Annotated in this window: 13 protein-coding genes; 8 read left to right on the plus strand and 5 right to left on the minus strand. The window is 40.3% G+C overall.

Annotated elements, in window-relative coordinates; translation table 11 throughout:
- The first annotated feature begins 45 nt into the window (after nucleotides 1-45).
- Nucleotides 46-951, plus strand: a complete 906-nt coding sequence (locus tag MHN02_RS15065; protein ID WP_239247116.1) for a DUF350 domain-containing protein — start codon at nucleotides 46-48, stop codon at nucleotides 949-951.
- A 45-nt stretch (nucleotides 952-996) separates the two neighbouring features.
- Here MHN02_RS15065 and MHN02_RS15070 read toward each other — a convergent pair whose 3' ends face one another.
- Nucleotides 997-1,344 carry a GIY-YIG nuclease family protein gene (locus MHN02_RS15070; protein ID WP_014950250.1) on the minus strand — a complete coding sequence of 116 codons (348 nt, stop codon included), beginning with the start codon at nucleotides 1,342-1,344 and terminating at the stop codon, nucleotides 997-999.
- 238 nt (nucleotides 1,345-1,582) lie between these two features.
- Here MHN02_RS15070 and MHN02_RS15075 point away from each other — a divergent pair, with 238 nt between their 5' ends.
- On the plus strand, nucleotides 1,583-2,647 hold the full coding sequence (locus MHN02_RS15075) for an XrtA/PEP-CTERM system-associated ATPase (RefSeq protein ID WP_014977100.1): 1,065 nt from the start codon (nucleotides 1,583-1,585) through the stop codon (nucleotides 2,645-2,647).
- Between the two features lie 139 nt (nucleotides 2,648-2,786).
- On the opposite strand, the gene MHN02_RS15080 is transcribed toward MHN02_RS15075, so the two are convergent.
- The 4 genes from MHN02_RS15080 to MHN02_RS15095 are packed head-to-tail and all read right to left on the minus strand — an operon-like array spanning nucleotide 2,787 to nucleotide 7,614.
- The gene (locus MHN02_RS15080; RefSeq protein ID WP_239247118.1) at nucleotides 2,787-4,421 is read right to left on the minus strand and encodes a TIGR03016 family PEP-CTERM system-associated outer membrane protein; all 1,635 of its coding nucleotides are present in this window, start codon (nucleotides 4,419-4,421) and stop codon (nucleotides 2,787-2,789) included.
- Nucleotides 4,422-4,431: 10 nt separating this feature from the next.
- A complete protein-coding gene (locus tag MHN02_RS15085) occupies nucleotides 4,432-5,382 on the minus strand; it encodes an XrtA-associated tyrosine autokinase (protein ID WP_239247120.1) in 951 nt (316 codons plus the stop codon).
- Nucleotides 5,382-6,950 carry an XrtA system polysaccharide chain length determinant gene (locus tag MHN02_RS15090; RefSeq protein WP_239247122.1) on the minus strand — a complete coding sequence of 523 codons (1,569 nt, stop codon included), beginning with the start codon at nucleotides 6,948-6,950 and terminating at the stop codon, nucleotides 5,382-5,384. Before MHN02_RS15090 ends, MHN02_RS15085 begins: the two co-directional genes overlap by 1 nt.
- 31 nt (nucleotides 6,951-6,981) lie before the next feature.
- Nucleotides 6,982-7,614, minus strand: coding sequence for an XrtA/PEP-CTERM system exopolysaccharide export protein (locus MHN02_RS15095; protein WP_014977096.1), 633 nt, complete (start codon nucleotides 7,612-7,614; stop codon nucleotides 6,982-6,984).
- A gap of 149 nt (nucleotides 7,615-7,763) precedes the next feature.
- Between MHN02_RS15095 and MHN02_RS15100 the strand changes: the two genes are divergently transcribed.
- From MHN02_RS15100 to MHN02_RS15125, 6 genes are all read left to right on the plus strand, one after another.
- On the plus strand, nucleotides 7,764-9,176 hold the full coding sequence (locus MHN02_RS15100) for a TIGR03013 family XrtA/PEP-CTERM system glycosyltransferase (RefSeq protein ID WP_014977095.1): 1,413 nt from the start codon (nucleotides 7,764-7,766) through the stop codon (nucleotides 9,174-9,176).
- 2 nt (nucleotides 9,177-9,178) lie between these two features.
- A complete protein-coding gene (locus MHN02_RS15105; RefSeq protein ID WP_239247124.1) occupies nucleotides 9,179-10,018 on the plus strand; it encodes an XrtA system polysaccharide deacetylase in 840 nt (279 codons plus the stop codon).
- 74 nt (nucleotides 10,019-10,092) lie between these two features.
- Nucleotides 10,093-11,592: an exosortase A gene (xrtA, locus tag MHN02_RS15110; protein WP_239247126.1), complete on the plus strand. Its 1,500-nt coding sequence runs from the start codon at nucleotides 10,093-10,095 to the stop codon at nucleotides 11,590-11,592.
- Between the two features lie 24 nt (nucleotides 11,593-11,616).
- The gene (locus tag MHN02_RS15115) at nucleotides 11,617-15,318 is read left to right on the plus strand and encodes an acyltransferase family protein (RefSeq protein ID WP_239247128.1); all 3,702 of its coding nucleotides are present in this window, start codon (nucleotides 11,617-11,619) and stop codon (nucleotides 15,316-15,318) included.
- A gap of 32 nt (nucleotides 15,319-15,350) precedes the next feature.
- The gene (locus MHN02_RS15120; RefSeq protein WP_239247131.1) at nucleotides 15,351-16,499 is read left to right on the plus strand and encodes a glycosyltransferase family 4 protein; all 1,149 of its coding nucleotides are present in this window, start codon (nucleotides 15,351-15,353) and stop codon (nucleotides 16,497-16,499) included.
- A complete protein-coding gene (locus MHN02_RS15125; protein WP_239247134.1) occupies nucleotides 16,496-17,962 on the plus strand; it encodes an oligosaccharide flippase family protein in 1,467 nt (488 codons plus the stop codon). Before MHN02_RS15120 ends, MHN02_RS15125 begins: the two co-directional genes overlap by 4 nt.
- Nucleotides 17,963-18,147 lie beyond the last annotated feature (185 nt).

An 18,147-nucleotide genomic window follows, 5' to 3' on the forward strand; every position in this document is an offset into this window, starting at 1 on the left:
AAAACTAATCAGAAGAACTTTGTGTGTTCAAGGAGTAAAGATAACGTGGAAGCCTTAGTAAAACTAGTACCTCTAACGCAAGAACTGCTGATATATCTCGCTATGGATGTCGCAATTGCGTTAGTACTGCTAATGATTATGAAGTGGCTGACAGGCGCATTTAGGAAATACTCGGTAACAGAAGAACTAGGTGTTAAAGATAACTTCGCATTTGGGATAAGCATTGCGGGAGGCATGCTGTCGTTGTGCATAGTATTGAGCTCGGTTGTTGGCCGTCATATTGGCGCGGGTTATAAAGAAGCGGCGATTGGAATGGTAACTTTCGGCATTGTGGGCATTATATTGGTGAAGTTCGGACGCTTCGCTCACGATAAACTAGTACTTAATAAAGTTGATACGCATGCGATGATTGCCGAAAGGAGTGTGAGTGTGGCGCTGGTTGATGCGGCTAGCTTGGTGGCAAGCGCAATTGTTTTACGCAATATTATGGTGTGGGTTGATGGCAGCGACATGAACGCAATCATTGCTATTGTGACCGGTTTTACCGTAGTTCTGACCATGTTGCTTGTTATGACGCGCATTTTAGAGTTTAGATATGCAAGAGATAATCAAAACGACTCATTTCAAGGGGCGCTAGAGAAGGGCCAGTTAGCACTCGCTATCGAGCACACTGGTAATTTACTTGGAACTGCTATGATTGTGTCGGCAGCGAAGAATTTACTCATTTATAACCCATCAGGCTACGTGAGCAATATAACAGGTTGGCTGATTGTTAGTGTTGGCCTAGCAATCGCACTTCATATTTTGGTACTAGCGAGCAAAAAAATTATTTTATTTGGCATGAATTTCCGGCAGGAAGTCGACCAACAGCATAACGTTGGTGTAGCTGCACTTGGGTTTACCCTTAGCATAGGAAACGCGATGATCATTAACGGTGTTTTAGGCGGGTAGGGGCATACTCTTTTCTGGATAACGAATCTAACGCAACCCAATGTCTTAATCTTCAAATTGGGTTTTCATACACATTAGCTCATTGAGTTGCCCTTTACGAATAATCCCGTTTTTTTGAGGGCGGCTCATTCTCTTTACCTCATATTCAAGCTTTGAGGCATGTGACTTGTCAATCATTTCGAATATGGCTTTAAAGGTCAGTGGTGCCTTACCTTTTAAGGCCTTGGCGCCCCCTTTTAACTCTCCTCGGTGTTGCGCTATGCGGCGCTTGGGGTTAGTGGTAATTCCTGTGTAGAGTTGGCCAAGCTTATTTTCAACTAAGTAGAGATACCACGTAGCTTTTGTACTTCCCTGGTGGGTATTGCCTTCGTTGGCTGGTATACTTTGTGCCAATGTAATTCAATGTATAGAAATTTCTCGTAGCTTTATGTTAGCAGAATTAACTAGTGCTTGTTGACCTTTGCTGTACAACATAGATCAACCAGCCCTAAAGACTCGGCGTAAATATATTACTTCGATAATCGCGCGATGTTGGTTACCATATATACGAGAATAAGCGCGCTGTTTCGAACTCACGTGTTCGCACTCATGTTTTCGAACGCACATTTTTAATGGAAAAACGGTAAATTGCATGTACGAAAGTTATTATGGACTTAACTCGAAACCGTTTCAGTTAACCCCAGATCCAGAATTTTTCTTCGCAAGTAAATGGCACAAACGCGCCATGTCTTATCTACAGTATGGACTTTCTCAAGCTGAAGGGTTCATCGTTATTACCGGCGGAATTGGAACCGGGAAAACCACCGTAGCAAACAGCTTACTTGAAGAAATTGAAGACGACATTGCGGCAGCTCAAATAGTTACGCCAAAGCTGTCGCCAGACGAACTGGTAAAAATGGTCGCGTCTAAATTTGATATCCCTACGGAAGGTCGCTCAAAAGCCGATATTTTAAAAGCGCTTGAAATTTTCTTATACGATCTAAACAAAGCGGGTCGCCGCGCCTTACTATTGGTTGATGAAGCGCAAAACCTTCCGTTAGAGACCATTGAAGAACTAAGAATGCTGAGTAACTTTCAGCTGAACGGCAAACCGTTGATTCAAAGCTTTTTGCTGGGGCAAGAAGAATTACAGCCTATTCTACGCGCACCGAATATGGAGCAATTTAGGCAACGTATTGTGGCGTCTTGTCATCTCGCTCCGCTTTCGTTGGAAGAGTGCAAAGAATACATTGAGTACCGATTGCACCACGCGGGATGGAATGGCTCACAGTTATTCAGTGAAGAGGCGTTTGAACGAATTCACATGTTCTCTCGCGGTATTCCTCGCAAAATTAATACCCTAATGGATAGGGTAATGCTTTATGGCTTTTTAGAAGAACTAGAGAGCTTTGACGCGGACGCGGTAAACGAAGTAATTGAAGAAGTAAAAGCAGAGATGTTCGAGCCTGATAAAACGGGCGCGGAAGTGACGGAGCATATGGGCTTTGCTGACCACCCTGAAAGCCAAACTATCATGACACCTAAAGGCAATGTTATTCGCGACACCAAATACTACTTGGATATGTTAGCAGAATTAGTTGATGCTTTAGATGACGCCATTTCACAAAAAGTGAAAATGACGCAATACGTTGATAAGCTTATGAAAAAGAAGTTCAAAACGTATGTCCGACTTAAGAGTGATGATAAGAAAGAGTGATACTTTCTTTGTAGCCACCATCATTTGATAAACAAAAAAAGCGCCTTTTTACTAACGTAAAATCGGGCGCTTTTTTTTTGAGTTTAGTTGACTAGTACTGCCTACAAACTACAACCGGTAGATTGAAAAAGTCAGTGAATTAGTCATAGGTGTAGGTAATAGAGGCGCTTAAGCGTCTGTCAGTATAGTTGTTACCAAACTGAGATATGCCCGTATTCAAACCCCCCTCTTGCTTGAGGTACCTAGCATCAATACTTGCTTTTAACCGGCGACCGAACTCTCTTTCTAAACCAATGGATGCATTCCAGTTGTCGCTTTCGCCTCTGAATACGTCTTCTGCACCCTGACCTGTGATATTGGCGTAGTTAATACTGCTAGTTATGTTGGTATAGCTACCAATTTTATAGGCTACGTTTGTACCGAAAGAGTAGGTGCGTCTTAGTCTATCTTCGTCTAAGTAATCATCTTCGGCATATCGCCAAGAAAAAGCGAGGGTAATTCTAGAAAAGTCATAACCTGCTTGAAAATTAGCACTTTTTCGCAGAATGATGTTGTCGTCAAACTCTAGATTTTGAGAAGTAAGCTGAACCAATTGCTCTCCCGCGGAGGGTGTATAACTTAAGCTATTGGGCTGAAAACAGTCAGCAATGGATGTCGATGAAGCTGGGCAAACAAATACGCCCAAGTTCTCTGGATCAGCTAACAAGCGAGAAGTATTTGTCACGTCTTCCGAATAGCTGAATGAGGTGCGTAAGTATTTGGAATTGTAGCTAATATTCGCTGATGCCGATTCACCATAAAAACGACGCCCGTATGTAGCCGCAATGCGAGTACGGGTACTCAAAGCCCATTGCATATCAACACCTACGAATGTTTCACCGTCGTCATCCTCTATATCGGAATCACTTTTATTTGCCGTAATTGAGATATAACGATTTTCAGCTTGTCTATAGGTCAAGCCCGCGCCATATGAATTAAACTCTCTGACTAAACTACCCGTGTCATTTCTGTCAGAGATCTGGTTGGCTTCGTGCCTTGCAGTTAAACGAATGGCCCAGTCGCCATAAATTCGAGTATCTATATAACCGTTACCGGTTCTCGACTCGAAGTCTCTATTGGCTACCTGTCCTTGTTCGGTATTCTGGTAAGTGCCCGTAACTGACCAGATGAAATACTTGGCTTCATCACCATTAAGTAAAGTGCCATTGAGCTGGTAACTGTCATTATCCAGAGCATTGTTGTTAGTCAAAGACCGCTCTGAAGCTGTATCTGAGTATGAGGCTGTGCCTTGCCCCCTTATCCAGTCGCCTTGTTCAAGTTTCAACGTTGATGAAAGTTTGTTGGAGCGTGTTTTTGCCAAGCTGTCAGAATTTGCGATAAAGTCTGTTACTAAAAAATTTGAAGCATTAGTATTTTGATAACTTAATGCGCCAGCCGCTTGAAAAGATAACAAATTTTCAAAAGGTACCCATTGCGCTGAGTAGCTGTACTCTGCGTAATCTTGGCGCTGGCTAGCATCGTCGTTATCGCGTTCAAGATGGGTGTAGGTACCAGACCATAATCCTTGAAATGTTCTTGTTTGATAAGTAGCGTTTACTTTAGGCGCCACAGTCACTGTGGTAAGTGAACGGTTGCCATTTTCCTCCGTATCAACGCTTTGGTAGATGGTATCCGCTGTAGCAACAGCATTAACGTTAAGCTTTGCAAAAGCCGGTAGACTTGTTGCGACGGCTACGGCAACAAGTGTCGGCTTTATTATTCTGCTTTTAGGCATTGTATCGCGCCTATTCGCTGCGCTCTGAGTAATAATACCCATAATATCCGCTTCCATCGGTGTCGTTATGTACAGACTTGTTCACTACAAATCCTATGGCCATTTCTGGGTTCAATCGCTCCACAGACATTTTAATATCGCTTATTTTCGCTTTGCCCTCTTCGGCAACAACAACCGCTTGGCCTGCAAAATTAGCAAGAATCGCACTCTCATTTATACCAATAAGAGGAGGCGTATCAAAAATAACTATTCGATCTGGGTATCTGTTAGCAAATTCGTTAACAGTATCATGCATTTTCTGGCTAGCTAGCAGTTCGGTAGACAAATGATGCGATTTTCCCGCAGGAATTATTTTGAGCTTATCGATGTTGGTTGGGTACAGCACATCTGAAATATCGTCAACGTCCCCGGTCAAGTATTCCATTAGCCCTTTACGACGCTCTAACCCTAAAGTGTTTAATACATTAGGCTTAAGCACATCAGCATCCACTAGCAGTACGGTTTTATCTTGCTCCGACGCGATACTCATTGCCAGGTTGGTTGCAGTGAATGTCTTCCCTTCAGAAGGGCGACTACTGGTAACCATAATAATGTTCGGGTTGTGAAGGGTTTTCGCTAATGAACCAAAAGCATTTGCTAAAAGCTTACGCTTTATTTCTCGGTACTCTTCATTAATTTGTTTTCTCTCACCGTTAAGCGAAATATGCCCATTCTTATCGAGGCGGGCAAAATCAATAACAAATTCGTCGAGTGGAGATTTCTTATTGATAAATTCCTTTTCATCAGCGATCACGGTTTCAGCAGGAAGCTCTGCGGGTGCAGGTTTGTCAATTGATACCTTCGACTCTTCAGGTACGTTTGAGTGATTAGCGTCTTCAAGCTTGTCTGTAGACGAAGTCTTTTGACCTGCTGCTTTCGCCTCTTTTTGTTTTTGAAGTGCTTTCTCAATTGTATTTTTCATTAAAGAAGCCCTCCAAATAAATCTATATTCATAATTTCAGCGGCGACCAAGGTACCGTACATTGCCAAAATAGTACCACTGGAAAGCAGAAACACGAAAAGTCGGTTTCTATTTGTTTTATTTATCTGCTCAATGTTCAAGTGGGTTACAGTACCCCATATAGGATAATCAGATACATTGAGTAACTGCTTAGGTCGAATCAAGATAGGATTAAGTTGGCTTATGAGAAAAGCAATTGCAATGCCTGAACCAAAACCTATAACTAACACAGCGGTGTAAAAAATAAGCCTATTGGGGCCTGAAGGTCGCTTGGGCAGAAGCGGCGGCTCTATAATTCGAAATTGAAGGTCTTCTGCAGACACATCAGCTCTTCTTGAAAGATCAGCTGACTCTCTACGAGAGAGTAACTCTTCGTATTTTTGCTTTGTAACACCGTACTCTCGATTGAGCGAAGATGATTCTGCTTCAATTTGAGGAATTAAGTCTACTTTGCTTTCTAGTTCAGAGATCTTACGTAGTAAATCGGTTTCTTTTACCTGAAGTGAAGCGATTTGGCTTTCTAGGCGACTAGCTTCGAGTTTTATCTCTCGATTTAATTCAGAAAGCGGTTGATTCTGCTCGTCGCCATCAGCACTTAGAAATGCTTTAATTTCTTGGTCTCGAGACTTTTCTAAGCTATCTAAGAGCGCTTTTGTTTCGATGACATCAGGGTGTAGATCTGTAAAGCGAAGGCTTAATCGGTCAAGCTCTTCTTCTAGCGCTTTGATACGCTCGTCATAACGGGTTCGGAGCACCGGTTCATCTTGGTTGGTTACTCCAAAACTATCATTTTGCTTTGCACTACTAATTTGCTTTTTAAGTGTCTCTGCTTGTTGTTGGGTTTGTCTTATTTGTAAGCGGGTAGCTTCAAGCTCGTTATTCAAGTTTTGTAAGCTGGAATAGTAAGAGCCTGCCAGTGGTAAAATATCATTATATTGACGTTTAAAATTGGCTAATCTCTGCTCCGCTTCACTAAGGCGAGATTCATACTCGGCAATCTGCTCATCTAAAAAGCGTCCCGCGGTATCCGTATCTTTTCTGTTGTTTCCAAGTGCACCTTCTACAAACAGATCTAGAGTTTCTTGAACTACTCTTTGCGCCACAGCAGGAGCTTCATTCGAAAATGAAATGTTGTAGATGTTATCTCTTCCAGTTGAAGATAATTTGATGTCCTTTGTCAATGAAGTCACAAGAGACTCAAATTCATTTTCTGTAGTGGTAGTAATGTCTAGGTCGCTTTCTCTGGCAATTTTCTCAACATTACTTCTACTGAGCAATGTTTTAGCCATCATCTGAATTTCTTGGTCGGGGTTTGTTTGAATCGCTAGCCCGCGAAGTAATGGTTGCAACACCGATCGAGTATCTACGAATACTTGGGCTTTTGAAGAGTAGACATCGGGAAGGCTAGCAACGTATAAAAAGCCAATAGGGCAGATAAGCCATGAAAAAATAATCACGTAACGCTTCTTAATCCAAACTCCCTTAATGTAATCAAGAATTTGGATTAGCGTTTGTTGTAAGTCCTGCATTTTATTATGTGTTCCGTTTACTGCTTTACAACTAGAACCAAGCTTCTGGAATAATTACAATATCACCAGGTAGCATGTCGACATTTTTTGAGATATCACCATCTCTTATCAAATCGTCAATGTTTATTTCGAACGTTTTTTGTTTTCCGGCGATTACTCGAACCAGTTTCGCGTTATTGCCGTCTGCAAATTCTGTTAAACCACCTACGGCTATCATTAAATCCAGTAACGTCATGTGCTCGGAGTAGCTTACCGCACTCGGATTTGTGGCTTCACCAATCACGCGAACCTGTTCACTCAAAGGACCAGTGAAATTGTTCACACTTACCGTCACTCTTGGGTTGTTTATGTAGGTAGAAAGCTGTTCTTCTATTTCCCTTGCAAGCATTGTTGGTGTTCTACCAGCCACATCAATATCTTCCACTAGAGAAGTGGTCACCTTTCCGTCCGGTCGAACAATAAAATTGCCAGAAACCTCTGGGTTTCTCCAAACAAAAATAGTTAGGGAATCACCTGGGCCAATTAGATATTGGTAATCGTTAACATTGGTAGTTAGTGAAGGTCGGGTAGTTGCTTCAGGCAGAGTGCCAGTGTTACTGCAACCATTAAGACCGATAAGTAAAAGTGGAGCACAGCACGTTATTAGTTTTTTAAAGCGGAACATAAGAGATCATCCTACACTCATTATGGTTAATTTATGGCTTTTGTCGTTTACCCTACGGTAAATGTCACTATAATGCCAATAACAATTGTAGTCTATTGGAATAAATCCCTTTATGATGGGAAAAACGCCGCAGTTTTAGGGGGCCAGGGGTGGCAGTAAACAAGCGCAATCAAAATAAACGCTCAAATATACTAGTAATAACAGAAGCGTTGCTCATTGCTTACATGGGCTATATTTCTCACTTTATCCTTACGCAAATTGGAATGTCGCCAAATGTGGCGGTGGAAAAACTGATAATCAACGTAGGAATGCTTACAGTTTCAATATTGTTGTGTTCGTTATCCGTTGGGTTGTATGAAGCGAAGTTAAGAGAAACTTTCAGAGGTATTATCCGTCGCATATTCGTTAGCGTGGGACTGAGTTATTTTTTAGTCGAAGTGCTAAGTCGAGCATTTTTTGATGACTTGGTTATGGATTCTTATTTCCTGCCGGCATCGGTTTGTTCAATTATTATAACCTTAGTTGTTTTCAGGTATTTCACAAACCGTCTCGGCTTATTGGGCCTAGGGAAAGTGCGCATATTAGTCCTTGGGGCAGGGGAAAGAGCTTCAATTATTGAAAAGCGTATGCGCAGAGATGTGGATAGAATTGGGTTTGAGCTTGTAGGGTTCATCCCAATTCCAGGAGACAATCGCGAAGACGGAATTCGAAAAGAGAAGATTATTCATCTTAAGGTAGACGAGAGTTTTCAGCAGTTCATTGCAGATAATGAAATAGAAGAAATAGTCATTGCTTGCGACCAACGTCGTGGAACGCTTCCTGTAGAAGTGCTTTTTGACTGCAGGCTGAGAGGGATTGAAGTTACCGAGCTTTTAGATTTCATGGAGCGAGAAACAGGGCAAATAGTGGTAAACCTGATGTACCCGAGTTGGGTCATTTATTCCAATGGATTTCAGAGCCAGAATTATTTGCGAGACGCGCTAGATTACACCCTCAACGCGTTCCTAGCGTTCATCATATTCCTCTTTGTTTGGCCAATTATGCTGATTACCGCATTCATTATTTATTGCGATGATGGCAGACGTACAGGTGTGTCCGTTTTCTATAAACAAGAGCGAGTGGGGTTAAACGGAAAGCTTTTCAAAATAATTAAATTCAGAAGTATGCGACCTGATGCAGAAAAAGATGGCGCAAAATGGGCAAGCAAGAATGATGATCGCGTTACTCGTATTGGCCACTTTATTAGAAAGTACCGCGTAGACGAATTACCACAGCTTTTAAATGTGTTTAAAGGTGAAATGGCATTTATCGGACCTCGTCCAGAGAGACCTCAGTTTGTAGAGCAGCTTGTACGCGAAGTGCCCTATTACAATCAGCGTCATAACGTTAAACCAGGTTTAGCTGGCTGGGCACAGCTCAATTACCCTTATGGCGCCAGCGTAGAAGACTCTATGGAAAAGCTTAAGTTCGATCTTTATTATGTAAAACACCAAAGTTTGCTGTTAGATATTTTGATACTTATCCGTACGGTTGAAATTGTACTGTTTGGCAAAGGGCGATAATCATGAAGCTAGATAAACGACTCAATGCCATGACAGTAGATGTGGAAGACTACTTTCAAGTTTCTGCTTTTGAAGGCGTAGTAAACAAAAGCGATTGGGATTCGATCGGCTTGAGAGTGGGAGATAATACCCATCGCCTTCTAGATTTGTTTGCTCAAAATAACGTTAAATCGACATTTTTTACGTTAGGCTGGGTGGCGCAGCGCTGCCCAGATGTTATCAAACGGATAGTAAGTGAAGGTCACGAGCTAGCGAGTCATGGACTAGCGCATCAGCGCGCTACAACGATGACCGAGCAAGAGCTTTTCAATGATATTAAGCAAAGTAAAGATATTCTTGAAGATATAGGCGGTGTGGCGTTAAAAGGCTATAGAGCGCCGAGTTTTTCAATTAACGATTCGAATACGTGGGCGTACGATATCCTAAAGGAGCTCGGCTTTGTTTATTCTTCTAGTACTTATCCAATCAACCACGATCTCTATGGTGTACCAGATTGGCCGCGCTTTAAATACAAACGTGAGAATGGTCTGATAGAAATTCCAATACCAACAGTTCGTAAAAAAGGAACAAATATTGGGATTGGTGGTGGCGGTTATTTTCGTCTTTATCCTTATTGGCTATCTAAGCGCCGTATTACTGAGTTCATGCAATCTGAAAGTGCGCCATACAGTTTCTATTTCCATCCTTGGGAGATAGATGCTGAACAACCAAAATTTAATTCTGCACCATGGAAGTCTAAAGCTCGCCACTACATCAACTTGTCAAGAATGGAAGGCAAAGTAGAAAAGCTGCTTAAAGACTTTAACTGGGTAACAATGCAAGAAGCTTACGAGATAAAGTGATTATTCACCATAGTGACGTACTGTAGTCACGGTTGTAGTTTTACCCGAAGCGGAAGTTAAGCAAGGAAGTGAAGATGGAAACGCGAGATGCCTTAAAAAACGAATTGAAAGAGCAAGTTTCAGTGAGTGACTTTTCCTTCACCTCCAATAAATCTTATTATTTCTCAAGTATATTAATTCTCTTACTCTGGGTTACCTTTTGCTGGGAAGGAATTAGTTCAGTTGTCCAAGTTTGGTACGGTAATGAGATTTTTAATCATGGCTTTTTTATTGTCCCGGGCTCTCTTTATCTTATTTACCTGAAGAGAAATGTTGTTTTATCTCACAAGTTAACTCCATCACCTTTGGCGTTAATCGTAATAGTACCTTCCTTTTTTCTATACATTGTAGGCGTTGCTGGCGACGTTCAGTTATTCATGCACCTTGCGACTTTTAGTCTACTTCCTGCCCTAATATGGTTTATGGTCGGAGATAAGGCCGCTGTAAGTATTTTGTTTCCGCTATGCTTTATGTTGTTTAGTGTTCCTGTAGGAGAGCAGTTAATTCCTTATCTTCAGGAAATTGCGGCAGACGGTTCAGTTATGCTTCTGCAATTAACTGGAGTTCCGCTATTTAGGAGCGGCTTATATATAGAAATACCACAAGGACGTTTTTTAGTTGCTGAGGCATGCTCTGGAGTGAGCTTTTTTATCGCTAGTTTCGTTATTGGCAGTTTATACGCATACCTAAATCTAGTTTCAACAAAGCGTAAGGTTCTATTTCTTTTTGTCTCCTTATTGTTTCCCGTTATCGCAAATATAGTACGAGTTTACGGAATCATTCTCATAGCTTACTGGACTGATATGGAATATGCAGCAGGAGCTGACCATCTTATCTATGGTTGGTTTTTCTTTGCTTTTGTGATTGTCTGCCTTTTAGGTATCGGTGAGTTGCTTCACAAAACAGACAAGCGAGAATTAAAAGAAAAAATTTATTGTAAAAAAGGAATAGAGCATTCATTCCTACTTTGTATGAGTTTAGTAACGGTAATGCTAATGGCTCATACTTGGCTTTATCTAATTGACAATAGAACTTTGCCTGTCAGTGCTCAGCAGTCCACTTTCTCTATAGCTCTGCCATTATGTGAAGCTACTAGTTTTGATTTGTCCCCAGTTTTTAATAACCCGACAAATCGAAAAGAAGAGCACTTTGTTGGAACAAATAACAGCTGCAATATTTCTTTCTACGAAGCTCAATTCGACGGTGTAAATAATGAATTAGTTAGTGAGCTCAACAGAATCTATAACCCAGAGTTGTGGAGTTTGGTAAATGATAGAAATGAAGAAATATGGATAGAGAGTATTGCACTTAACCTTCGAGTAAATTATTTGAGCTCCCCCAATGGACAAATAATTAAAGTTGTACATTGGTTGAGTGTAGGGGAAAGGCATTTTAACTCAAAAGTGAATGCTAAACTTTATGAAATTAGGCAAGCGCTAGAGGGAAATAGAGAGATGGGGACAATTGCTATAGTTGTTGTTCCTCAAAACTATGATTTTAGTGAATTGGGCAGTAAGATAAAGAGCCTAAAATAAGGGTTATTAAAGGAGTAGAAACATATGCGTAAGGTTTTTGCTTTTGTTTGTTTTTTGGTTGTCTATGGCTCCCTATATCCTTTTAACTTTAATTACGCTTTACCAAACCTTTCTACCGCAATTCCTTTAGCTCACTTCAATTTCCTTGATGCGGGAATCACCGATGGAATATCTAATATTATTCTGTTCATTCCTTATGGCTTATTTTTCGCTTTAGGTTGGAATTTCTCAAAAAAACGCAGTCTCCTTTTTTGGTGTGTCGTTACTGCTTTTTCCTTTGGTTATTTTGTACAAGTATTACAGCTGTGGGCTATAGGGCGAGTACCGTGGGGGGGGGATGCTGTTCTAAATACTATTGGTGCTATTGTTGGATCTTCGATAGCCTTTAGATTTAATAATTTACGCTTACTAAATTCTGAAAAGGTAAATTTACAATCTAAAGTATTCGCTATTTTGGGGATTGGTTTACTCGTAATCAAGTTAGCGCCCTTTGCCCCCACTATGGACTTTGGGATCCTTAAAGAGAATATAAAGAACCTAATCTATAGCCCCTCTATAGATGTGTATTGGTTATTCGAGCATACTGTGACTTGGGTTTTGGTGTTTTTCTTTTTGGCACGCGCAAACCCTTCATTCGAACGATGTCGTCTACTAATACCTATAACCATATGCGTGTTGGCATTAAAGTTTTTCATTATTGCTAATGATATAAATTTGTCTCAGCTATTGGGAGCGACGCTTGCTCTAGTCATTTTTTTCGCCTCAAAAAAACTTATAGATATAAATAAGGCTGCATTGGCAACAGTTTTATTAGTTGCAATAGTCTTGAATGGTTATTACCCATTTGAATTTCGGACGCAGATTTCTAAATTCGAATGGGTACCATTTTCAGGTGCGTTGAACGGGAATATCTTGCTTAATATATTAGCAACTTCTAAGAAAATACTCCTATATTCAAGTGCAATTGTTCTTTTATATACTTCAAACAATAAGCTCAAACTCTCAGCGGGCATAGTTGCTTCTATAGTCTTCCTCTCAGAAGTAGGGCAAATTTTTGTTACCAATTCAGTGCCTGAGTCTACGGATTTCTTATTGGTGTTGATATCGGGGTATTTACTGAAAAATCTAGTTGAACCACAGAGCATGGCTCCCTTTTCTAAAAGCGTGAATAGCGATAGCGCGAATATTATTAGTCGAAGCTTGGAAAATGGACAACTCACAATGGGGACCATAGAGAAGAACCATTATATTAGGGGACTAGATGGCTTGAGAGCATTTGCTGCATTGGCAGTATTCATAGTTCATTTTCAGCAGTTTACTAATGTGGAACTTTCGTTAGGGCCTATTGATTTTACTCGCTGGATGATAAACGGTAATACAGGCGTCGCTCTTTTTTTCGCATTAAGTGGTTTTCTCCTCTCTATACCTTTTTGGCAAGGCTTGGAAAGACAGGAAACCCCCAATACTCTGACATATCTCAAACACAGGGCTGTGCGCATAGTTCCTCTATATTATCTATGCTTTTTGGGGCTTTTGATGATAAAGGGGTTTTCTGGGCCGGAAGTGTCATTTAACAACATAATTTCCCATTTATTTTTCTTGCACAATCTGAAAGATAGTCAGGTTATGAGTTTCAATCCGCCATTTTGGACGCTGGCAGTTGAAATGCAGTTTTACCTATTTCTCCCCCTAATTTTTATAGCGCTGAGACAGCTTAAATATCACATAGGGCAAATTACATTAATTGTATTTATCGTTGCTTGGTTTCTTGGGTATAAATTACTCCTTGAGTGGATGTCACCTAATTTCAATTGGCCTTTGACGTTCTCGTTAGTATGGCCCTTTGGCGTGAACGCTGCGAGTGCAACAAGCCCCGCAATAACATATTCTTTAGCCAGCCACCTTCCTCATTTTCTATTAGGAACACTCTTTGCGAGTCAATTTATAAAGAAAAAGTTGCATGTCGATAAACTATTTTATGATGTGTTAATACTTCTCATAGTGAGTAGTACATTTATTATTTTGGCTACACCACTGGACGAGTTTTTCCAATTGGAGTTCGGACGATACAACTTTCCTTATATTCCCTTACTTTTATCAGCGTTAATTTTTTTAGTGCCCTCTAGCAAATTGACAAGTAAGTTTTTGGAATTCAAGTTTATCAGATGGTTAGGAGTGATTTCCTATGGGGTTTATATATTTCATTATCCACTGCAAAAAGCATTCAAAATAATGTTAGAAAAGTTTGGTGTAGGTGTTTCAGAACAATGGCTACTATTTGGCTTATTATCATTAGGAGCGACTATTGTTTTGGCATCATTATCGTATCGATTCATTGAACAGCCGATTATCAGATATTTCAGAAGTAAAAAAGTGCTGCCTGTTTCAGCGGCTGGTAATGATTTGGGTGACTCGTCATTTGATGAAAAGGGAACTCATGAGAATGCGGAACGTGAAAGGTCGTGGTATTTTTCTAGTATAAGCAAAATTACAATCGCAATGATTGTTCTCACCTCAGCTTTGATCATATGGTTATTGCCAGACGGGAAAACGCAGGTTATCCAGCCATATTGGGCAGGGTTAAACAGACAAGTTATTTTCGATCATCATGCTCACACAGACTATTCTGATGGGGCTCTGTCAGTTGCTGAACTCGTTGAGCTATCTTATTTTAATGGGTGCGATGCTATGTCCGTAACTGATCATTCAGGTTACGGAAGGGGAGTATCAAAAACAAAGCTAAAAGAAATAAGCAGGTTAAGAGAACAGTTTGAAGGCCTACTTATTTTCTCTGGTATTGAGATTGGTATTCCTTCTTACAATGACCGTGAGCATTTGAATTTAATAGTATCGCCGAAGCATGAATCTTATTTGTTGCCCAAGCTCAGTGAAATACTTAAACGTGATAATCTGGGAGATGATGGTGCGTTTATCAATGTCATAAAGTCCTATTTCAGTGGTGCTGATAAAAAGAATGATTACATAACAATTTATAATCATCCAAGCCGAAAAGATGAGTCGTTGAGTGAAAACGTCGACGACTTCAAAGAGCTCAACCAGAAGGGGCTGAGTTTAACTGCTTTTAGTGGGGCGCCAGGTCATCAGAAAAATAGCGCGGTTGGCTCATACAAAGCTTTGTTCAAGACCAAAGATCGTTGGGACCCCTTTGTCGCACATATTGGTGGTGGTTGGGATACTCTCCTTGCTTCCGGTGAGAGGGTGTGGGGTGCCGTGGCTTCTTCAGATTTTCATAACGAAGGTTTGGATTATCCTCCCTGCAGTTTCTCGCGAATCCACTTGGAAGTGCCCGATAAAACTTACAGTGGGATTATAAGCGCATTTCAGCATGGTACATTTTGGGCTGATCATGGTGGTTTACTCAATGACTATGAGTTCAATATTGAGGTCGGGAAAGAAAATACGCTTGCTTACTCAGGAGCGACAATTGACTTAGGAAACAAAGACGAAGTCATGTTAGTCAATGTAGCAGTTGCAAGAGCAGAAAAATACAAAGATGACTTTTTGAGAGTGGATACAATATCAAACTGTAGGGGAGGAGAGGTAACCGCAATAGAAAAAGTTCTCCCTCCTGAAGAAAGTGTCTTTCAGCTTTTAATGTCAAAATCAGACTCAGTTGAAAAATGCTTTATTAGATCGCGAGTAATACTGGAAGGTTTGGATGAACATAAGTTATCTGCTTACTCTAATCCGATTTTCATTCAATAACAAAACACATTCTTAGGCTTTAAAAAACAACAATGAAGAAAATCTTACTACTTACAGAGAATTTTCCACCTATTGATGGAGGAAGCGGCAGGTGGTTTTGGGAGCTATATTCTAGACTACCGAGACAGAACATCATTGTTGCTACTCACAGTGTTGAAGGGGATCAAGCTTTCGATAAGCAGCATGATTTGAATGTTAAAAGAATGCCAATGCACTCAGATGAGTGGGGCTTCAATAGCAAAATTGGTATCACATTCTATTTTAGAATGGTTAAACAAGTTTTAAAGCTGGTAAAGCGCCATAAAATTGATGAAATTCATTGCGGAAGAGTTATCCATGAAGGAGTTATTGCAAGGATAGTAAAACTTCTCACTGGAGTCCCTTTTATTTGTTTCGTCCATGGTGAAGATGTAGAAACGGCTGCCACTAGTCGGGAGCAAGCCTTGTTGGTTAAGTGGGCCTGTAGAGGGTCGAAAACACTGGTATGTAATAGTGAAAATTCCAGAAATTTAGTTGCTGCATTAGGATTTGAGACTAAAAATAAGTGCGAAGTCTTACATCCTGGAGTGGACACTAGTAAGTTTATACCCGCCTTAGCTGACCAAGCCTTTCGTACCCAAATGGATTGGGACGGGAAAAGAGTACTTCTTACAGTTGGGCGTTTACAAAGGCGAAAGGGCCAAGACCATCTGCTAGCTGCGATGCCTGAGCTGTTAAAAACATACCCCGATTTGTTTTATGCCATTGTTGGACGTGGAGAGTGTGAGGCTGAGCTGCGTTCTTTTATTGATAGCTCAGGACTTAGTAGTAGTGCGGCGGTCTATACCGATTTAAATGACGAAGCTTTGATAAAGTCCTATCAACAATGTGATATTTTCATTTTGCCCAATCGTACAATCGAAAGTGACATAGAAGGGTTTGGAATGGTGCTAGTTGAAGCTCAAGCTTGTGGTAGGCCTGTTATTGCCGGTAACTCGGGAGGAACCGCTGAAACTATGATTATTGGTAAAACAGGTGAAATAATCGATTGCTCTAGTCCTCAGAGCATTGTTAAAGGAATGCTACCGATACTACAAGATTCAAGCTTTGTACATTTTGGCGAAAGTGCAGTGGAGCACGTGAAAACCTCGTTCGATTGGGACGCACATGTGAAAAAAGCGAAGGCGTTGTTCGGACTGTGACAGTTACTCGAAAAGTTTTAAATAGCGCTATATTGTCAGCGTCTGCAAAAGTTATCGGTAAAATGCTTGGCTTAGTCAGCACAATGCTGTTGGCGCGTATACTAGCCCCTGAAGAGTTTGGGTATATTGCAATCATAAGTATTGCTATTTACTTTTTTGATATTTTATCCCATGTAGCTAGCGAGCAATATGTTATTCGAAAAGAAAGAGTAACATTTGCAGATCTTTATACTGCATGGACTGCAAACCTACTTTTAAAATCACTAATATCTGTATTGATAGTTGTACTTGCGCCTGTAATCTCAGTTTTCTTTGAGCAGCCGGAATTAACAAGCGCATTTTGTGTAGCCAGTTTGATCTTACCGCTACAAGCATTACGTTCCCCAGCTTATATTCTGTTGAAAAGACAATTGAAATTTACGGTTTTATTTTGGACTACTTTGATAGAAAGATTGTTTGCCGTACCTATACTTTTAATTTTTGCAATAACTCTTAAAAGTTATTGGGCATTTGTGATGACCGATATTATCGCCAGTATTTTCGGTGTTCTACTCTCATACATTGTTGCGAAGAAAAAATTGAAATTCACGTTGAGCGGGTTGAAGGAGCAGTGGCAGTTTTCTAAATGGATGCTTGGAAAAAATATAGTCGGTTACGCTAGGTCCCAGTGTGACACTGTGTTTGTTTCAAAGTTTTTTTCTGCATTGACGCTAGGTAATTATCATATGGCAAGGGAGTTAGCGATGATGCCAGCACACTTTTTACTTGCACCCGCTATAGAGCCTCTCTTAAGTGCGTTTAAAGAAGATAGCGATAAAAATGAAGAGTTGTTGAACAATGTGGCTTTTTCTCTTGTTGTAGTGCTAGTAGTGTCAGTTCCCATTTGCGCCTTCTTCTGGATGTTCGCTGAGCAAATCATATTAGTTTTGCTTGGCCCAGGCTGGGAGCTAGCTATTGAGCTTCTTCCAATACTTGTGTTCCTATTCTTGTATTGGACTTTAATGCAAGTCATAGAAACTGCTTTAATTGCCCAAGGAAGAGTTCAATTAGTATTTACTTTTGATTGTATTTCGCTTGTTTCTATTGTTCTTTCTTTAATCTTAGTTTTATCACTGTCAGGCTCAATTATTGACTTAGCTTGGATAAGAGTGCTACTTGGAGTTGTTACGAGCGTAATGATAACAATTGTATTGTTCAAGAAAAATATAAGGCATCTTTATCCTGTTTTATCTTCTTTTTTCTGCATAGTCTGCGTGGTGTTGATTTGGATTAAATTAACCTCGACGACTATTTCGTTTTATTCTTTGATACATAATGAGATTACATTTCTCATTGTTGCCCCTTTATTTTCCGCTGTTAATTTGATTATCATTGTGGCTTTTTCACTACTAACTTTAATGAGAGTAACGAAAAATTACCACTTATCTAGGCTTTATGAAATTATAAAGATTGCTATTGGATAATTGATTTGCAGTTTGAAATTTTCTATAAGTAGAATGAATATTTAAGTGAGGAATGATTTTTCTATTTTTCAGAATATTAAAAATAGAGTAAGCGTCCGCTAATCCCACCTAACGCTTAGTAAACTGCCATGGTAGTAGTTGATCGATATTGGTTTCGGGCTTGCTGAGCTGCTCTAGGCAGTCCA

The organism is Alteromonas sp. CNT1-28 (genome assembly GCF_022348345.1).
Classification (GTDB): Bacteria; Pseudomonadota; Gammaproteobacteria; order Enterobacterales; family Alteromonadaceae; genus Alteromonas; species Alteromonas macleodii.